This is a genomic window from Arthrobacter sp. BK1 (genome assembly GCF_056680055.1).
The window spans coordinates 627,114-644,265 of the sequence record NZ_CM155263.1; the positions used below are offsets into that span (position 1 = coordinate 627,114).

12 protein-coding genes are annotated in these 17,152 nt (G+C 66.9%); 7 read left to right on the forward strand and 5 right to left on the reverse strand.

Annotation, left to right across the window (positions count from 1 at the left end; genetic code table 11):
• Position 1 precedes the first annotated feature (1 nt).
• Positions 2-1,168, reverse strand: a complete 1,167-nt coding sequence (gene argJ, locus AC1MCA_RS02785; protein ID WP_108598531.1) for a bifunctional glutamate N-acetyltransferase/amino-acid acetyltransferase ArgJ — start codon at positions 1,166-1,168, stop codon at positions 2-4.
• Positions 1,165-2,196: an N-acetyl-gamma-glutamyl-phosphate reductase gene (argC, locus tag AC1MCA_RS02790; protein ID WP_479801057.1), complete on the reverse strand. Its 1,032-nt coding sequence runs from the start codon at positions 2,194-2,196 to the stop codon at positions 1,165-1,167. The genes argJ and argC overlap by 4 nt, the downstream gene beginning before the upstream one ends.
• Positions 2,197-2,369: 173 nt before the next feature.
• Here argC and AC1MCA_RS02795 point away from each other — a divergent pair, with 173 nt between their 5' ends.
• The 4 genes from AC1MCA_RS02795 to AC1MCA_RS02810 all read left to right on the forward strand — a co-directional run bounded on the left by AC1MCA_RS02795 (position 2,370) and on the right by AC1MCA_RS02810 (position 10,184).
• The gene (locus tag AC1MCA_RS02795) at positions 2,370-3,461 is read left to right on the forward strand and encodes a fatty acid desaturase family protein (protein ID WP_479801060.1); all 1,092 of its coding nucleotides are present in this window, start codon (positions 2,370-2,372) and stop codon (positions 3,459-3,461) included.
• A gap of 211 nt (positions 3,462-3,672) precedes the next feature.
• Entirely contained in the window at positions 3,673-4,638 is a 966-nt protein-coding gene (locus AC1MCA_RS02800; protein ID WP_479801062.1) for a quinone oxidoreductase family protein, read from the forward strand.
• Positions 4,639-4,823: 185 nt separating this feature from the next.
• On the forward strand, positions 4,824-8,759 hold the full coding sequence (locus tag AC1MCA_RS02805) for a Pls/PosA family non-ribosomal peptide synthetase (protein WP_479803260.1): 3,936 nt from the start codon (positions 4,824-4,826) through the stop codon (positions 8,757-8,759).
• A 42-nt stretch (positions 8,760-8,801) separates the two neighbouring features.
• Positions 8,802-10,184 (forward strand): M1 family metallopeptidase, encoded by a 1,383-nt coding sequence (locus AC1MCA_RS02810; RefSeq protein WP_479801064.1) that lies wholly within the window; start codon positions 8,802-8,804, stop codon positions 10,182-10,184.
• 3 nt (positions 10,185-10,187) lie between these two features.
• On the opposite strand, the gene AC1MCA_RS02815 is transcribed toward AC1MCA_RS02810, so the two are convergent.
• From AC1MCA_RS02815 to pheS, 3 genes are read right to left on the reverse strand one after another with little or no spacing between them, the layout of a single operon-like run.
• Positions 10,188-10,871, reverse strand: coding sequence for a 4'-phosphopantetheinyl transferase family protein (locus tag AC1MCA_RS02815; RefSeq protein ID WP_479801066.1), 684 nt, complete (start codon positions 10,869-10,871; stop codon positions 10,188-10,190).
• Between the two features lie 13 nt (positions 10,872-10,884).
• Entirely contained in the window at positions 10,885-13,428 is a 2,544-nt protein-coding gene (pheT, locus tag AC1MCA_RS02820; RefSeq protein WP_479801069.1) for a phenylalanine--tRNA ligase subunit beta, read from the reverse strand.
• A 2-nt stretch (positions 13,429-13,430) separates the two neighbouring features.
• On the reverse strand, positions 13,431-14,492 hold the full coding sequence (gene pheS, locus AC1MCA_RS02825; RefSeq protein ID WP_479801071.1) for a phenylalanine--tRNA ligase subunit alpha: 1,062 nt from the start codon (positions 14,490-14,492) through the stop codon (positions 13,431-13,433).
• Between the two features lie 276 nt (positions 14,493-14,768).
• Between pheS and AC1MCA_RS02830 the strand changes: the two genes are divergently transcribed.
• From AC1MCA_RS02830 to AC1MCA_RS02840, 3 genes are all read left to right on the forward strand, one after another.
• The gene (locus AC1MCA_RS02830) at positions 14,769-15,215 is read left to right on the forward strand and encodes a hypothetical protein (protein WP_108599524.1); all 447 of its coding nucleotides are present in this window, start codon (positions 14,769-14,771) and stop codon (positions 15,213-15,215) included.
• Between the two features lie 2 nt (positions 15,216-15,217).
• The gene (locus AC1MCA_RS02835; RefSeq protein WP_479801073.1) at positions 15,218-15,862 is read left to right on the forward strand and encodes an SIMPL domain-containing protein; all 645 of its coding nucleotides are present in this window, start codon (positions 15,218-15,220) and stop codon (positions 15,860-15,862) included.
• Between the two features lie 115 nt (positions 15,863-15,977).
• Positions 15,978-17,105: an Rv2578c family radical SAM protein gene (locus AC1MCA_RS02840; protein ID WP_479801075.1), complete on the forward strand. Its 1,128-nt coding sequence runs from the start codon at positions 15,978-15,980 to the stop codon at positions 17,103-17,105.
• The last annotated feature ends 47 nt before the right edge of the window (positions 17,106-17,152 follow it).

The window sequence follows — 17,152 nt, forward strand, 5'->3', positions numbered from 1 at the left end:
ATCAGCTCGAGTAGGCGCTGTTCTCGTGCACGTAGTCATGGGTGAGGTCGTTGGTCCAGATGGTGGCTTCGGAGTCACCGGCCTGCAGGTCGATCTCCACCAGGACCTCACGGGGTTCCAGGTTCACCAGGTTGCGGTCGTCCCCGATGCTGCCGTTGCGGCAGATCTGGATGCCGTTGATGGATACGTTGAGCTGGTCCGGCTCGAAGGCAGCATCAGTGGTTCCCACCGCGGAGAGAACCCGGCCCCAGTTGGGGTCCTTGCCGAAGATCGCGGCCTTGAAGAGGTTGGACCGGGCAACAGAGCGGCTGGCCGTTTCGGCGTCCCGCTCGCTGGCCGCGTTGAAGGTGCGGATGGCGATGTCGTGGCTGGCGCCCTCGGCATCACCGATCAGCTTGCGGGCCAGCTCCGCACACACCTGGGTCAGCCCGGCACCAAAGGCTTCGGCGGACGGGACCGCCCCGGACGCGCCGGACGCGAGCAGCACCACGGTGTCGTTGGTGGACATGCAGCCGTCCGAGTCAGCCCGGTCGAAGGTGACGCGCGTGGCGTCGCGGAGGACGACGTCGAGCATCTCCGGCTCAACCTCGGCATCCGTGGTGATCACAACCAGCATGGTGGCCAGGCCTGGAGCCAGCATGCCGGCGCCCTTGGCGATGCCGCCGATGGTGAACTCCTGGCCGTCGGCATCGGTGCCTATGAACAGGGCGGCCTTGGGTACCGAGTCGGTGGTCATGATGGCGTTGGCCGCGTCCGCGCCGCCGTCAGCGCTGAGCGCAGCTGATGCAGCCTCGACGCCCGGGAGGATTTTGTCCATGGGCAGCTGCTCGCCGATCAGCCCGGTGGAACAGACAAAGACGTCCGTCGCCGAAATGCCGAGGACCTTGGCAACCTTCTCCGCAGTGCTGTGGGTGTTCTGGAACCCCTGGGGGCCGGTGCACGCATTGGCGCCTCCGGAGTTGAGGATGACGGCGTCCACGCGGCCGTCCGAGACCACCTGGCGGGACCAGTGGACCGGCGCCGCGGCCACGCGGTTGCTGGTGAAGACGGCTGCGGCTGCCTTGGACGGTCCGTCGTTGACGATCAGGGCAAGGTCCGGCTTGCCGGATGTCTTCAGTCCGGCGGTGACGCCGGCGGCCCGGAATCCCTGGGGGGCGGTAACGGTCACGGGGCAACTCCCTGCAGGTTGAGGCCGGCGGTCTCCGCCAGGCCAAGTGCGATGTTCATGGACTGGACGGCTCCGCCGGCAGTTCCCTTGGTGAGGTTATCAATGACGCACGTGACAATCACGCGGCCGGTGTGTTCGTCGAAAGCCAGTTGCATGGCCGCGTGGTTGGAGCCCTGGACGGCCTTGGTGGCCGGCCACTGCCCCTCGGGCAGCAGGTGCACAAACGGTTCGTCGACATAGGCCTCGGCCCATGCCTGGCGGAGGTCGGCGGCCGTGGTGCCCGGTTTGACCTTCGCGGTGGCGGTGGTGAGGATGCCCCGGCTCATCGGAGCGAGCGTGGGGGTGAAGGATACGGTGACGCTTTCGCCTGCCGCGTTGGAGAGCCCCTGCTCGATTTCCGGGGTGTGGCGGTGGCCGCCGCCCACACCGTACGGGCTCATGGAGCCCATCACTTCGGCTCCGATGAGATTCACTTTCGCAGCTTTGCCGGCACCGGAAGTGCCTGAGGCGGAGACGATGACGACGTCGTCGGGCTGGAGGAGTCCCGCGGCGAACCCGGGCGTCAGCGCCAGGAGGGCCGACGTCGGGTAGCAGCCCGGGACCGCGATGCGGGTGGCACCCTTGAGCGCCTCACGCTGGCCCGGGAGTTCCGGCAGGCCGTACGGCCAGGTTCCGGCATGGGCGGAGCCGTAGAACTTTTCCCACGCGGCGGCGTCTTCGAGCCGGTGGTCAGCGCCGGCGTCGATCACTACCGTGCCCGCCGGGAGCTGCGCAGCGATCTCAGCCGAAGCGCCGTGCGGGAGCGCCAGGAACACCACATCGTGGCCGGACAGGTTCTCCACCGTGGTGTCTTCCAGGATGCGGCTGGCCAGTTCATGCAGGTGTGGCTGAAGCTCGCCGAGGCGGGAGCCGGCGTTGCTGTGCGCGGTGATGGCGCCGATGGTGACGTCGGGGTGTCCGGCCAGGAGGCGGAGCACCTCTCCCCCGGCATACCCGCTGGCTCCGGAGACTGCAACAGAAATAGTCATGCCCAGAATTCTACAGCAAAAGTATTCATCATGCCCGATATTTATGCACTCTTTGTTGCTTCGTGCCGGCGGCCGGCTGGACTCCCAGGCGTATGCTGAGTGAGGGTGATCCTGACCGTGCAGGCCGAATGTCGGCTGCAACGTTGCCCGCAACAGGCACGAGGCCCCCTTTTATGACCACCACCCTTTCGTCTTCGGGGCGACCGCAATCGCGCGTCCGGCAACCCAACGCCGTTGTCCTCAGCTATTCCGAACTGCTGAAAAGCGTCAAGGCTGCCGGCCTGCTGGAACGCCGGGTGGGGTTCTACGTCACTGTATTTTCCTGCCTGGTTCTCCTGATGACCGCCGCCTGGTTCGGTTTTGCACTGATCGGTGACAGCTGGTTCCAGCTCCTGATCGCCGCGGCCGTAGGCGTCATCTGTACGCAGCTGAGCTTCCTGGCCCACGAGGCCGGGCACCGCCAGATTTTCGCATCCCGGCGGGCCAACGACTGGACGGCCCGGATCCTGGCGACGTCGGTGGCAGGCATGAGCTATTCCTGGTGGGAGCAGAAGCACGGCGCACACCACAACCACCCGAACGTCATCTCCAAGGATCCGGACATCGCCCCCGGACCCATCGCCTTCCACACCGAGGCGGTTGCCGACCGGCAGGGACGGTTCGCGTTCCTCACCCGCAAACAGGGCTGGTTCTTCTTCCCGCTGCTCTTCCTCGTGGGACTGGGACTGCAGATCGATTCCGTGAAGTTCGTCTTCCGCCGGGCCAAGGTGACCCACCGCTGGGTGGAACTGCCCATTCTGCTCGTCCGGCTCAGCGCCCTCCCCGTCCTGGCTTTCACGTTCCTGCCGCTGGGCATGGCGTTCGCCTTCATCGGCGTCCAGCTGGCCGTCTTCGGGTTCTACATGGGCGCCTCCTTTGCTCCCAACCACAAGGGCATGCCGGTCCTTCCGGCTGACAGCCGCGTGGACTTCTTCAGCCGGCAGGTCCTCACCTCGCGGAACATCTCCGGTGGCCGCTTTATGGACATCCTGCTCGGCGGCCTGAACCGCCAGGCTGAACACCACCTGTTCCCGGACATGGCACGGCCCCAGCTGGACAAGGCAGCCAAGATTGTCCGCGAGTACTGCCGGAAGCACCAGGTTCCCTATACGGAGACCACGCTGCTCCAGTCGTACGGCATCATCGTCCGCTACCTCAACGACGTCGGCCTTTCCGCCGGACGCCACTTCGAGTGCCCCATGGCAACGGTGACCCGCCGCTACTAAACCCAACGCGGGGTCACTTCCGGCCCCTCGGCGAGCTTCTATCGGGCGGGGAATGACCCCGCGTTGCTGCGCCTGCGGAGGGCAAACACCCCCTCCGAAAGCACCAACGAAGCGGCGGCCGGTTACCGGCCGCCGCTTCGCTGTCCGTGCCGGTATCCCTAGGATGGTCAGAGAAACCGGACCGGGAAGTCCCCGCCCGGAGAGGAGACACATGACGCACGCGATCATTGCCCGCGGGCCCGGCGGACCCGAAGTACTGGAACTGGCAGAGGCCGCGGTCCCGGTGCCGGGTCCTGGCCAGCTGCTTGTCAAGGTCGCCGCAGCCGGCGTCAACTTCATCGAGACGTACCAGCGCGGCGGAATGTATCAGGTCCCGTTTCCCTTCACCCCCGGTTCGGAAGCCGCCGGCACCGTGGTGGAGGTGGGCGAAGGAGTCGAGAACTTCACGGTGGGAAGCCGGGTTGCCACGGCCGAGGGCGCAAAATGCTACGCCAGCCACACCCTGATCGATGCGGCCAAGGCACTCCCCGTACCGGACGGCGTGGACGACCTCGCGGCCGCGGCCCTGCCCCTCCAGGGTATGACCGCGCATTACCTGATCAACTCCTCCTTCAGGGTTGAACCGGGCCACACCATCCTCACCCACGCCGGCGCCGGAGGCGTGGGCCTGCTGCTGACCCAACTGCTCAAGGAGCGGGGCGCCCGCGTCATCACCACAGTCTCCTCGGACGCCAAGGAAGAACTTGCCCGCGACGCCGGGGCGGACCACGTCCTGCGCTATGAGGGCTTTCCCCACCATGTCCGCGAACTCACCGGCGGGAAGGGCGTGGACGTGGTGTACGACGGCGTCGGCCGCAACACTTTCGACGGTTCGCTGTCCTGCCTGCGCACCAGGGGCACCCTGGTCCTCTTCGGAGCGGCTTCGGGAGCGGTCCCACCCGTGGATCCCCAGCGCCTCAATGCGGGCGGATCGCTGACACTGACCCGCCCCTCCCTGGCCCACTTCCTGCTCAACGAACAGGAGCGCCGCTGGCGCTCCAGTGAGGTTTTCGCTGCCGCAGAAAAGGGTCATCTCAAGGTGCGGATCGGTGCCACGTATTCTCTTGCCGACGCCGGGAAGGCGCACGAGGACCTGGAAGGGCGGCGCACCACAGGCAAGGTTCTCCTTGTTCCCTAAGCCCACGGGCACCAAGGTGAACGCAACATGAACCTTCAACCAATTCCAGACACCTGCCGTTCACCTTACTCAGGCAGGATTTGACGGTGAGTGAGCACCTGTCGAACGTCGTCGCATCCCCGCCGGAAGTCCTGTACCGCCCGCAGCTTGCCGGTTCCCCCCTGGCTCCTCCCGAGCGGACGCTGATGGCCATCCTTGAGGACACGGCCGCCCGGTTCCCTGAAGCTTCGGCGCTCGACGACGGCCGGCGTTCCCTGAGTTATGCCGAGCTCCTGGCCGCTGTCAGGGCCAAGGGGCGGGAGCTGCAGGCAGCCGGGCTCGGTGCCGGGGACAAAATCGGCGTCCGGATTCCTTCCGGCACCGCCGGGCTCTACATCTCCATCCTTGCCATCCTCCACATCGGCGCCGCCTACGTGCCCGTGGATGCGGACGATCCCGAGGAACGTGCCCGGCTCGTTTTTGGCGAGGCCCGGGTGGCAGCCGTCCTGACTGGTGCGGACACCGTCACTGTTTCCGGGCCCGCGCCCGGAAACTTAGATGGGCCCGGTCCCGGGCCGGGAAGCGAGCGCCGCGGCGCTGAGCGTGATTCCATCCAGCGTGCTTCCACCCAGTACCGCACTGCCGAGCGCCGGTCTGCCCTGCCGGATGATGACGCGTGGGTGATTTTTACCTCCGGATCCACCGGTACCCCGAAGGGCGTGGCCGTTCAGCACCGCTCCGCCGCGGCCTTCGTGGATGCCGAAGCCAGGATTTTCCTCGCGGATGAACCCCTCGGCCCGCAGGACCGGGTACTGGCCGGGCTTTCGGTCGCTTTTGATGCGTCCTGTGAGGAAATGTGGCTCGCATGGCGGCATGGAGCCTGCCTCGTGCCCGCACCGCGTGCGCTGGTCAGGACGGGCACGGACCTCGGCCCATGGCTCATCAACCACGGCATCACCGCCGTGTCCACAGTCCCCACCCTCGCAGCCCTCTGGCCGGCAGAGTCCTTGGAGAGCGTCCGCCTGCTGATTTTCGGCGGTGAGGCGTGCCCGCCGGAACTCGCGGAACGGCTCGCCGTTCCCGGCCGCGAAGTCTGGAACACCTATGGGCCCACCGAGGCCACCGTGGTGGCCTGCGCCGCACCCCTGGGCGGCACCGGTCCGGTCCGCATCGGTTTGCCGCTCGACGGGTGGGACCTGGCAGTGGTTGACACTGAGGGGCTGCCCGTCGGAGAGGGCGGGATAGGCGAACTGATCATTGGCGGCGTCGGGCTGGCCCGCTACCTGGATGCTGGCAAGGACCGCGAGAAGTACGCCCCGATGCCCGCTTTCGGCTGGGACCGCGCCTACCGTTCCGGCGACCTCGTCCGCTACGAGCCTGCGGGCCTGATTTTTATGGGCCGCGCCGACGAACAGGTCAAACTGGGTGGCCGCCGGATCGAACTGGGTGAAATAGACGCCGCCCTGCAGTCCCTGCCCCACGTGGCCGGCGCCGCCGCGGCGGTCAGGACGACCGCAGCGGGCAACCAGATCCTCGTCGGCTACCTCGCGGCAGCGGACGCGGACCTGGACCTTGTGGCCGCCCGCGGGCTCCTCACAGCCAGCCTGCCCGCCCCGCTCATTCCGCTGCTGACCGTGGTCGAGTCGCTGCCCACCAAGACCAGCGGCAAGGTTGACCGCCACTCACTCCCCTGGCCCCTGACCGGGACGGGCGCCGCCGAAGCTGACGCTGCACCCCTGAACCTCCCCGAGGACGCTGCCTGGGTGGCCGAACAATGGGCGGCCGTCCTGGGCAGTCAGGTGACCAGCCTCGACGCCGATTTCTTCGCTTACGGCGGCGGCTCGCTGTCTGCAGCACAACTCGTCTCCGCGCTCAGGGTGCGCTACCCCACCATCACAGTCGCCGATATCTACGCGACGCCCAGAATCGGGGCGCTGATTGACACGGCCCGCCTCTCCCTTCCGGAGGGCATGGCCCCGGGACCCGTCCCGGTCAGGACGGTCCGCCCCACGACGCTGAAGTCCCAGATCTTCCAGACCCTGATGGGCATTCCCCTTCATATCCTCGTGGGGATGCGCTGGCTGACCTACCTGATGACGGCAAACAACATGCTGTCCGCGTTCGCCGGTTTCAGTGCCGCACCCACGGTGTCCTGGTGGTGGGTGGGCGCATCATGGCTGGTTTTCGTCTCGCCCATTGGCCGGATGCTCATTTCCGTGGCGGCGGCCCGGATCCTGCTGCGGAAGGTCACGCCGGGAACGTATCCGCGTTCCGGGAAGGTCCACCTGAGCCTCTGGCTGACAGAGCAGATCCAGGATCTGGCGGGCGCCGTCAGCCTGGCCAGCGCGCCGTGGGTGCCGTATTACGCCCGGGCCCTGGGCGCCAGGATAGGCAACAACGTCCAGCTGCACTCCATGCCGCCGGTCACTGGCCTGCTTTCATTGGGCAGCGGCTGCAACGTCGAGCCCGAGGTGGATCTCTCCGGCTGGTGGATCGACGGGGACGTAGTCCACATCGGAGCCATCCACATCGGTGCAGGGGCCAGCGTGGGGGCGCGCAGCACCTTGATGCCCGGCGCCTCGATCGGCGCGGGCGCCCATGTTGAGCCGGGTTCCGCGGTGCTCGGGAAGGTGAAGGCCGGACACCAGGTCGCCGGGTCACCGGCCGAGCGCCGCGGCAAGGCCAAACATTCATGGCCGGACACTGCGGTAGAACACCCGCTGATAAGCCGTCTGTGGTTCGTGGGCTTCGCCCTTGCCTCAGCCGTCCTGGCACTCATTCCTTACCTATCCGCCGCGGCGGCGGCGATGGTCATCTTCTCCTTCATCCGTGGCAGGGAATCGCTGTCCTCGGCGGTGCCACAGATCCTGCTCGCCCTCCCTCCTGCGGCCCTGGCCTGGTTCCTGGTCAACCTTGTGCTCATCCTGGTCACCACCCGGCTGCTGGGAATCGGCCTCGCCGAGGGCTACTACCGCGTGCGCAGCCGGATCGGCTGGCAGATCTGGGCCACCGAACGGGTCCTGGACCTGGCCCGCGACCTGCTGTTCCCGATCTACGCGAGCCTTTTCACCCCTGTCTGGCTTCGCCTGCTGGGTGCCAGGATCGGCAGGAACGTCGAGGCCTCCACAGTGCTGCTGATTCCCAAGATGACCACCGTGGGCGAGGGAGCCTTCCTGGCGGACGACACCATGGTGGCATCCTACGAGCTCGACGGCGGATGGTTGCGGATTGCGCCGGCGAAGATCGGCAAGCGTTCCTTCCTGGGCAACTCCGGCATGACTGCAGCCGGCCGGAACGTCCCCAAGAATTCTCTGGTGGCTGTACTGTCGGCGACGCCGGCCAAAGCCAAGGCGGGGACATCATGGCTTGGCAGCCCGCCGGTGCGGCTCCGGCGCACGGCCATCGCCTCAGACGACACCCGCACTTACCAGCCGCCGTTGCGGCTCAAATTCGCCCGCAGCCTGTGGGAGCTGGGCCGTTTCATTCCGGTGGTGGTCACGGTATCGGTCGCCGTCGGCGTGATGCTGGCCCTGGACTGGCTGGCTGCCACCTACAGCTACTGGGCTGCCGCAGCCCTGGGCGGCGTGGTGATGCTCGTGGCCGGGGCAGCCGCTGCCGTCAGCGCCGTCGTCGCGAAATGGATCCTGGTGGGCAGGATCCGTGCCGGGGAGCACCCGCTGTGGAGTTCATTTATCTGGCGCAATGAAGTGGTGGACACCTTCATCGAGATGGTCAGCGCCTACTGGTTTGCCCGCGCCGCCAGCGGCACGCCGGCCCTGGTCTGGTGGCTCCGGGCGCTCGGCGCACGGATCGGCCGCGGTACCTGGTGCGAAAGCTACTGGCTTCCCGAAGCGGATCTGGTGAGCCTGGGACGGAACTCCACGGTCAACCGGGGCTGCGTGGTCCAGACCCATCTGTTCCATGACCGGGTGATGAGCCTGGACACTGTTACGCTCGAAGATGGAGCCACCATGGGTCCTCACGGCATTATCCTTCCGCAGGCAAGCATTGGCAGCGGTGGAACAGTGGGCCCCGCGTCGCTGGTCATGCGGGGTGAATCCGTTCCTGCCTCCACGTACTGGATGGGCAACCCGGTGAGCCCCTGGAGCGGCCCCGCGTCCCCTGCCGCGAAGCCAAAATAGCATTCCAACTGCCCCGCCATTCCTGCAAGGAAAGACAGTCTTATGAGTTCCACTGCACCAAGCCCGAGTACGGCGGCGGGCCCAGTCTTCACCCCGGAGCAAGCGGCCGCCGCACCTGATCCCTACATGCCCGGCCATGGCACGAATGCGTACCGCGTCAGCCGTTATGAGCTGGACCTTGATTACAAGCTCAGCACCAACCGCCTGAGCGGGCGCGCGGTCCTGCACGCCGTCACCCAGTACCCCACCGCTGCACTGGTGCTGGACCTGGCCGGACTCCGCGCCACCAAGATCCAGCTCGGCGGCCGGAGGGTGCGCAAGTTCAGCCAGCGCGCCGAACAGCTGGTGATCGTCCCTGATGCCGCCCTGCCGGCCGGCGAACACTTCACCCTGGACATCCGGTATGAAGGCAGCCCCGCTCCCCGCCGCGGGCTCTGGGGAGAAGTGGGCTGGGAGGAGCTTACCGACGGCGTCCTGGTGGCCGGCCAGCCCAACGGCGCCGCGTCGTGGTTCCCCTGCAACGACCACCCGCGGGATAAGGCCAGCTACCGGATCAGTGTCACCACCGACGCCAACTACCGCGCTGTCTGTAACGGAGAGCTGATCTCGCACACCAGCCGGGCAAGCCGCGAGACCTGGGTCTACGAGCAGGCCGAGCCCATGGCCACTTACCTTGCAACCGTCCAGATCGGCCGCTACGAATTTCTGACCCTGGCTGGCCCCTCTTTGGACGGACATGTGCCGCAGTTCGTAGCTGTGCCGGCAATGCTGGCCGATTCGGCCCGCCAGGGCCTGGCAAGGCAGCGGGAGATGATGCTCACCTTCACCAACTGTTTCGGGCCCTACCCTTTCCCTGAATACACGGTGGTGGTCACCGAGGACGAACTAGAGATTCCGCTTGAGGCGCAGACCCTTTCCATCTTCGGCCGGAACCATCTGGAGCAGGATTGGGAATCCCAGCGGCTGATCGCCCACGAGCTGGCGCACCAGTGGTTCGGGAACTCGCTGACCGCGGCGTCCTGGGCTGATATCTGGCTTCATGAGGGGTTCGCCTGCTACGCGGAGTGGATCTGGTCCGAGGAAGCAGGCGTCCTACCGGTCGCGCAGCGCGCTGCCGCGGCCTGGCGGAAGCTGGCCGCCGGCCGGCAGGACATCACCGTTGGCGATCCGGGGCCGGAGCTGATGTTCGATGACCGCGTCTACAAGCGGGGAGCCCTGGCCCTCCACGCCCTGCGGCTTCGGTGCGGCGACCTGGCCTTTTTTGCCCTGCTGCAGGACTGGACGAGCGCCAACCGCCACAGTTCCGTCTCCACCGCAGGATTCATTCTCGCCGCTGACCGGACCACAGGCCTGGACTCAGAGGCCCTGTTGCACCCGTGGCTGCATGAAACAGCACTCCCGCCGCTGCCGGTCAGCCCGCAGTAGCCATCACAGCACGGGGCCGGACAACGCGACGGCGGCCCGGAGGTACGGCGGGAGGCCCGCCTCCCCTGGCAGCAGGTCCCGGATTTCCGGGCGGAAGAGAACATCCAGGGTTTCCGGAGCCGTACTGAGCCCCACGCCCGTCATTTTGAGCCAGGCTTCCTTGCGGGCCCATAAGCGGGCACGTTCCTGCAGCAGGGTCCGTCCGGCCAGCCCGGCCACGTGCGCCCTTTCACAGGCTGTCAGGGCCACCGCGTCGAACCCGTCAAAATCGAGCCGGGACGGGTCCTCCAGGTCCACTCCGATGTCGGTTCCGGGTGGTGGATCGACCACCGCGCCCAGCAGGATCCATCCCGAACTCCGGGACAGGCTCAGCGCCAGCGGCAGCGGCTCCCCCCGCAGCGTGTAGCCGGGCCGGCCATGTGCCAGCGCGGGGCCCGCTCCGCAGCGGGGACAACTGAAATGGGTTGTGAGGTCCGGCGCCGGGACGTCGAGAAGCTCTGCGGCGAACCGTCGCAGGGCCAGCCGGCCCGCCATAAACCCGGCCCGCGGCCCGGGAGCGAGGGCGGCGGCGCGCTCAAGCTCAACCGGGTCCAGCAATGGCGGCAGAGCCGGCGTCGGGTCCTGCCCTCCCGTGGAGCCGGGAGGGCAGGCGCGCAGGACGGGAACCGGTGGCAGCGTCCCCGTCATATCCGTCCCGCTCCTAGCGCTGGACGGCACCGAAGCGCTCGGCGGCCAGGGCCACGGCGCCCGCCCGTGCAGCCGATGCCTCGTCCGCTGTCAGCGTCCGGTCCGTTGCCCGGAAGCGCAGGCCGAACGCGAGCGACTTCCTGCCTTCTTCGATGCCTTTGCCCACGTAGACGTCGAACAGCGCAACGTCTTCCAGCAGCTCGCCGGCACCTTCGCGAAGCGCCTCCAGGACGTGCGCGGCCGGAACATCCTGCGGCACTACCAGGGCCACATCCTGGGTGGCCACCGGGAACGTGGAGATGTGGCGGGCCACGATGACATCCGCTGCTGCTTCGAACAGGGCGTCCGCGTTGAACTCCAGTGCCACCGAGCGGGCAGGCATGTCGTGCGCAGCCAGGAGTTTCGGGTGCAGCTCGCCGGCGTAACCGATCACTTCGCCGGTGCGCAGGGACAGTTGCGCGGCGCGGCCCGGGTGGAACGCCTGGTGGGCGCCTTGGCTGGCCACTACCTCAACACCAAGGACGTCACCTGCCAGCCGGGCGATATCCAGCGCATCCGCCCAGTCCCATACGCGGGGGGCGTGGTTGGCTGCGGCAGGGGAATCGTGGCCGGTCAGGACCGCGGCGACGTAGAGCGGCTGGTCCGGAACGCCGTCGTACAGGGCATCCAGCACCTCGTCGGAAGGCCTGACGCCCAGCGGCGGGATGGACGCCGTTCCCACGGTTCCACCGGGCAGGAAGACCAGGCCCGCTTCAAAAAGCGCCAGGTCGCGGAAACCGCGGGAGTGGTTGCGCTTGGCCACCTCGATGAGTCCGGGCAGGATGGACGTCCGCAGGTAGCCGTGCTCCTCGCTGATCGGGTTGGCCAGCTTGACCGCGCTCCGTTCAGCCCCCTGCCCGGCAACGCCGAACGTGTCGTTGGCAGCCTTGGAGACGAACGGGTAGGCCAGGACCTCGGTGAGCCCCGCGTCCGCGAGCGCCTGGATCAGCCGGCGGCGCTGCTGCTGTACGCGGGTCAGGCCCCGTCCCGGAGGGGCCACAGGAAGCGTGGCGGGGATGTTGTCGTAGCCAACCAGGCGGGCGATTTCCTCGGAGAGGTCTTCCTTGGTCTCCAGGTCGTTGCGCCAGCTGGGCGCCGTCACCGTCCAGCCGCCGTCGTTCTTCTCCACGGTGGCGCCGAGGTCTTCCAGGGAGGTGACTATCTGCTCCTCGGTGAAATCGATGCCGATCCGTTGGGCGGCGAAGGCCGCAGGCAGGGTGATGGTTACGGCGTCCGGGGACGTCCCGACGTCGGTCCCTGCCTCGTCAGCGACACCGCCGGCGAGCTCCACGAGGAGGTCAACGACCCGCTGCGCAGCAATACCGGCAACCTGCCAGTCGACGCCCCGTTCGAAGCGCTTGGAGGCCTCGGAGGGCAGCTTGTGGCGGCGGCGGGAGCGGCCGATGGATACCTCGTCGAAATGTGCTGCTTCAACCAGGACGTTCGACGTCGAATCGCTCACCTCTGTTGCCGCGCCGCCCATCACGCCGGCGATGCCGATCGCACCGGAGCCGTCGGTGATCAGGAGGTCCTCGACGTCAAGCGCGCGTTCCTTGTCATCAAGGGTGGTGATCTTCTCCCCCGCGATTGCCCGACGCACCACGATGTCGCCGGACAGCTTGTCCTGGTCGTAGCAGTGCGTGGGCTGGCCGAGCTCCAGCATGACGTAGTTGGAAATGTCCACCGGCAGGGAGATGGAGCGGATCCCTGCGAGGCGGAGCCGGGAGGTCATCCACGGTGGAGTGGGCCGGGTGGCGTCCACGCCGCGGACGGTGCGGGCCACAAAGCGGTCGCAGCCGGGCTTGCCGTAGATGGGGGCGTCGTCGTTGAGCTTGACGCCGTAGCCGCCGGAGAGCTCCGCCGGCGCGTTGACCTTGGCGGCGGGATCCGTGAAGGACGTTCCGGTGGCGTGGGCGTATTCGCGGGCAACGCCGCGGATGGAGAAGGCGTAGCCGCGGTCCGGGGTCACGTTGATCTCGGCCGCTTCGTCATACAGGCCCAGCAGGTCCATGGCGTCGATGCCGATTTCCGGGTCCAGCCCGATGCGGGACAGCACCAGGATACCGTCGTGGTCCTCGCCGATCCCGAGCTCCCGCACGGAGGCGATCATGCCGGCGGACAGGTGGCCGTAGGTCTTGCGTGCGGAGATGCGGAAATCGCCGGGCAGCACGGCGCCGGGGAGGGTGACCACCACTTTGTCGCCTTCGACGAAGTTGTGGGCGCCGCAGATGATCCCCTGCACACCGGAGGGGTCGATGCCATCGCCGGTGAGGGTCTGTTCCTGGCCTTCGGGGACAACGCGGACCTGGCACCAGTTAATGGTCTTGCCGTTGGACTGCGGCTCCTTGACCAGGCTGAGTACCTGGCCCACCACAATCGGACCCTGCAGGGCGTCCGTGGGGCGGTGGACGTCCTCCTCTTCAAAACCGACCTTGACCAGTTCTGCCATGACCTCTTCGGCCGTTGCTCCGGCCGGTACCTCTGCGAATTCACGCAGCCATGAAATTGGAATACGCACTGTTAGATCTCCATCCCGAAGTGCTCGCTGAAACGTACGTCGCCTTCGATCATGTCGCGCATGTCGCCCACCTCGTTGCGGAACATAAGGGTGCGTTCAATGCCCATGCCGAAAGCAAAACCTGAATAGATGTCGGGGTCGATGCCCGCCGCGCGGAGCACGTTGGGGTTGACCATGCCGCAGCCGCCCCACTCGATCCAGCGCGGGCCGCCCTTGGCGCCGGGGTGCCAGATGTCCAGCTCGGCCGATGGCTCGGTGAACGGGAAGTAGTTGGGGCGCAGGCGGATCTGGGCTTCGTCGCCGAACATCTGCCGGGCGAAGTGCTCCAGCGTGCCGCGGAGGTCGGCCATGCTGAGCTTTTTGTCGATGGCAAGGCCTTCGAACTGGTGGAACACCGGTGTGTGGGTGGCGTCGAGTTCGTCGGTGCGGAACACCTTGCCCGGGCACAGGACGTAGATGGGCAGTTCGCGTTCCAGCATGGAGCGGACCTGCACCGGGGAAGTGTGGGTACGCATCAGCAGGTGCGCTTCAGGAGGCTCCACAAAGAAGGTGTCCTGCATTTCGCGGGCCGGGTGATCGGGCTTGAAGTTCAGGGCGTCAAAGTTGAACCACTCGGATTCCACCTCGGGCCCTTCGGCAATTTCCCAGCCCATGCCGACAAAGATGTCCGCCACGCGGTCCTGGAGCGTGGACAGCGGGTGCCGGGCGCCTGCCCGACGACGGCGGGGGGCGGCCGTGACGTCCACTGTCTCTTCGAGCAGGATCCGGGCGTCGTTTTCGGCTTCCAGCTCGGCCGTGCGGTCCGCGAGCGCCTTGTTGACCCGGCCACGGGACGAACCCATCAGCTTGCCGGCTATGGCTTTCCGGTCCTTCGGCAGGCCACCGATTTCACGGTTGGCCAGGCTGAGCGGTGACTTCTCACCGGTATGGGCCAGCCTCACCGCCTTGAGTTCGTCGAGGGTGCCGGCGCCGGCAATGGCGGCGATGGCCTGGTCTACAGCGGCAGTGATGGCGGCTTCATCCGTTGGGTTCGGGATGGCGGCGCCCGGCAAAGTTTCAGACATCTACTGTTCTTAGCTACGAGTCGGGGCTGATGAATTTCCTCAATGGCCAGCACAGCCGCGAGCGGTTTCCCGGCAGCGCATCCGTCACTGGCAGGTCACGAATGCGGATCCATGTGCGATGGAGGCACCCGGTGACCAGGTCAGGGCCACTGGAACTACCGGCGGCCACTATCGTCCAGTCTAATTGAATGCCCCGGTTACCATGTCCTCATGACACAACGGCGGCGCCGGGCAGCAGAGCGGACGGCTGGACTCCAGCGTGTAACGCAGGGGCACCTGACGGCACGGCAGCGGGCCAGGCAGGTTGCCAACGTGGTCAATGGCACAACTCTCCTGGGCCTGGCAGTTGCCTTGGCGGCCGGAACGTCCATCAGCCAGGGCCCGAGGGGGCTCATCATCGCTTCCGGATACCGGTGGCGGCTGCCGTATGCGGGCGCGTTCACGTTGGGCAACGTGATCCTCTCCCGGATCAGGACCGAACAGCTCATCTCTAACAGGGAACTCCTTGGACACGAGGAAAAACACTGCAGCCAGTACGCCTGCTGCCTGGGGGCGCCGTTCCTTCCGCTCTATTTCCTGGCCGCCGGCTGGTCTATCCTCCGGACCGGTGATCCGGCGTCGGCGAATTTCTTCGAGCGGCAGGCGGGCCTGGCGGCCGGCGGCTACCCTGACAGGAGGACACCAAGGCCGGCTCCCCGCGATGCCGGCGGAATTGAGGTTTAGCCATGCCGGACCAGCCCAGCGCCAGGACCATCACGGTAACGGGAACAGGAACTGCCGAGGCGCCACCTGACCTGCTGACCATGTCTGTGGGGGTCGAATGCCGGCGGGACAGCGTGGGTGCCGCGTATTCGGAGGCAGGAACGGCATCCTCGGCCGTGTCCGGCGTCCTGCGGCAGCACGGGGTGGGTGATGCTGACATCCGGACGTCCGGGCTGAACGTGCGGCCTGAGCTCATCTGGCGCGATGGCGAAGGCCAGCGGGTCGCCGGGTACGTGGCATCGAGCATGCTGTCAGTGCGTTTGCGGCAGGTTGCTTCGGCCTCCGCGGTGATTGGGGACGTGATTGAGGCCGGCGGCGACGACGTCCGGCTGAACGGTCTCGAACTCGGTTTCTCGGATGAGTCCGCGGTGGTGGCGCTTGCCCGTGCGGCTGCCTGGGAGGATGCGGTTGCCGCTGCCGAACAGTTTGCCTCGCTTGCCTCGGCCCGGCTTGGCGCCGTGGTCTCTGTTGCCGAACACGCCGATCTGCCAGGCGCCGTTCCCGTGGCGCGGATCAAGCGGGCCGCCGCAACCGAAGCCCTCAGCGTAGAAGCAGGGCAGGCAAACATCGCCGCCACCATCACTGTGGTGTGGGAGCTCCTGGGCTAGGGTTCGCGCCCAGGGCCCTGCCAACGGGTCCTGGTGGCCGAGGCAGGCCACTCCACTGGCGGACAGGGGTGCGTCGGTCCTTGACATTCATTCGAACATATCTTCGAATAGAGGCATGAGATGGGATGCACAAGCACTGTTGCCGCCGTCCGCCGAAGGGGCCGGAACCGGACCCGTGCCTGCGCTGCTCCCCCTGGCCGGCCTGGTCCGCTCCGTCACCACTCCCGAGTTCGCCGGAATCACCTTCCATGAGGTCACCGCCAAATCGGTGCTCAACAAGGTGGTTGCCGGTTCAAAGATGCCGTTCGAGTGGACCGTCAACCCGTACCGCGGCTGCAGCCACGCCTGCGTCTACTGTTTCGCCCGGAAAAGCCACACCTACCTCGACTTCGACGCCGGGCTGGATTTCGACAGCCAGGTGGTGGTCAAGGTCAACGCTGCGGAGGTCCTCCGGAAAGAGCTGGCCAAGCCGTCCTGGGGCCGCCACCAGGTGGCACTGGGCACCAACACGGACCCATACCAGCGCGCCGAGGGACGTTACCAGCTGATGCCGGGCATCATCACGGCGCTTGCCGACTCCGGCACACCGCTGTCCATCCTCACCAAGGGAACCTTGCTCGCCCGCGATATTCCCCTCCTGAAGCGGGCCGCCGCACAGGTTCCCGTGGGAGTGGGCATTTCGCTGGCCATGACGGACGAGGCCCTGTCCGAGGCGGTGGAGCCCGGCACCCCCGGTCCACGCGCCAGGCTCAAGCTGGTCTCCCGGCTGAGGGAGGCCGGACTTCCCTGCGGCGTGATGGCCATGCCCATCCTGCCGTGGCTTTCGGACAGCGACGAAGCACTTGATTCCCTTTTCAGTTCCCTGGCAGCGGCCGGCGCCACCGGCGTAACGGCGGGGGCCCTGTACCTGAAGCCCGGCACGCGGGAATGGTTCATGCAGTGGGTCGCCAAAAACCACCCGGAACTCGCAGGCCGCTACCGGCGACTCTACGGAACCGGATCATATGCCTCCAAGGAATACCGAGCGTGGCTTGCCGCGAAGGTGCGGTACTTCAAGCAACGGCACGGCTTCTCAGGTTCCCACGGCTTCAGCCACCGTGATCTGGAGGACGATCCCCGCGGCGAGGAAGCGCACTACCCCGCCGGAAGCCTGCCGAACTCCTGGAACGGTGACTCCAACACAGCAGAGGTGGCCTCGGATCATCCGGCGGAAGGGCTCCGCCGGCAGCCAACGCTTTTCTGAACTGTGTGCCTTGGCCGCGCCGGCCTGGCATGACGGCGGCGTCAGCG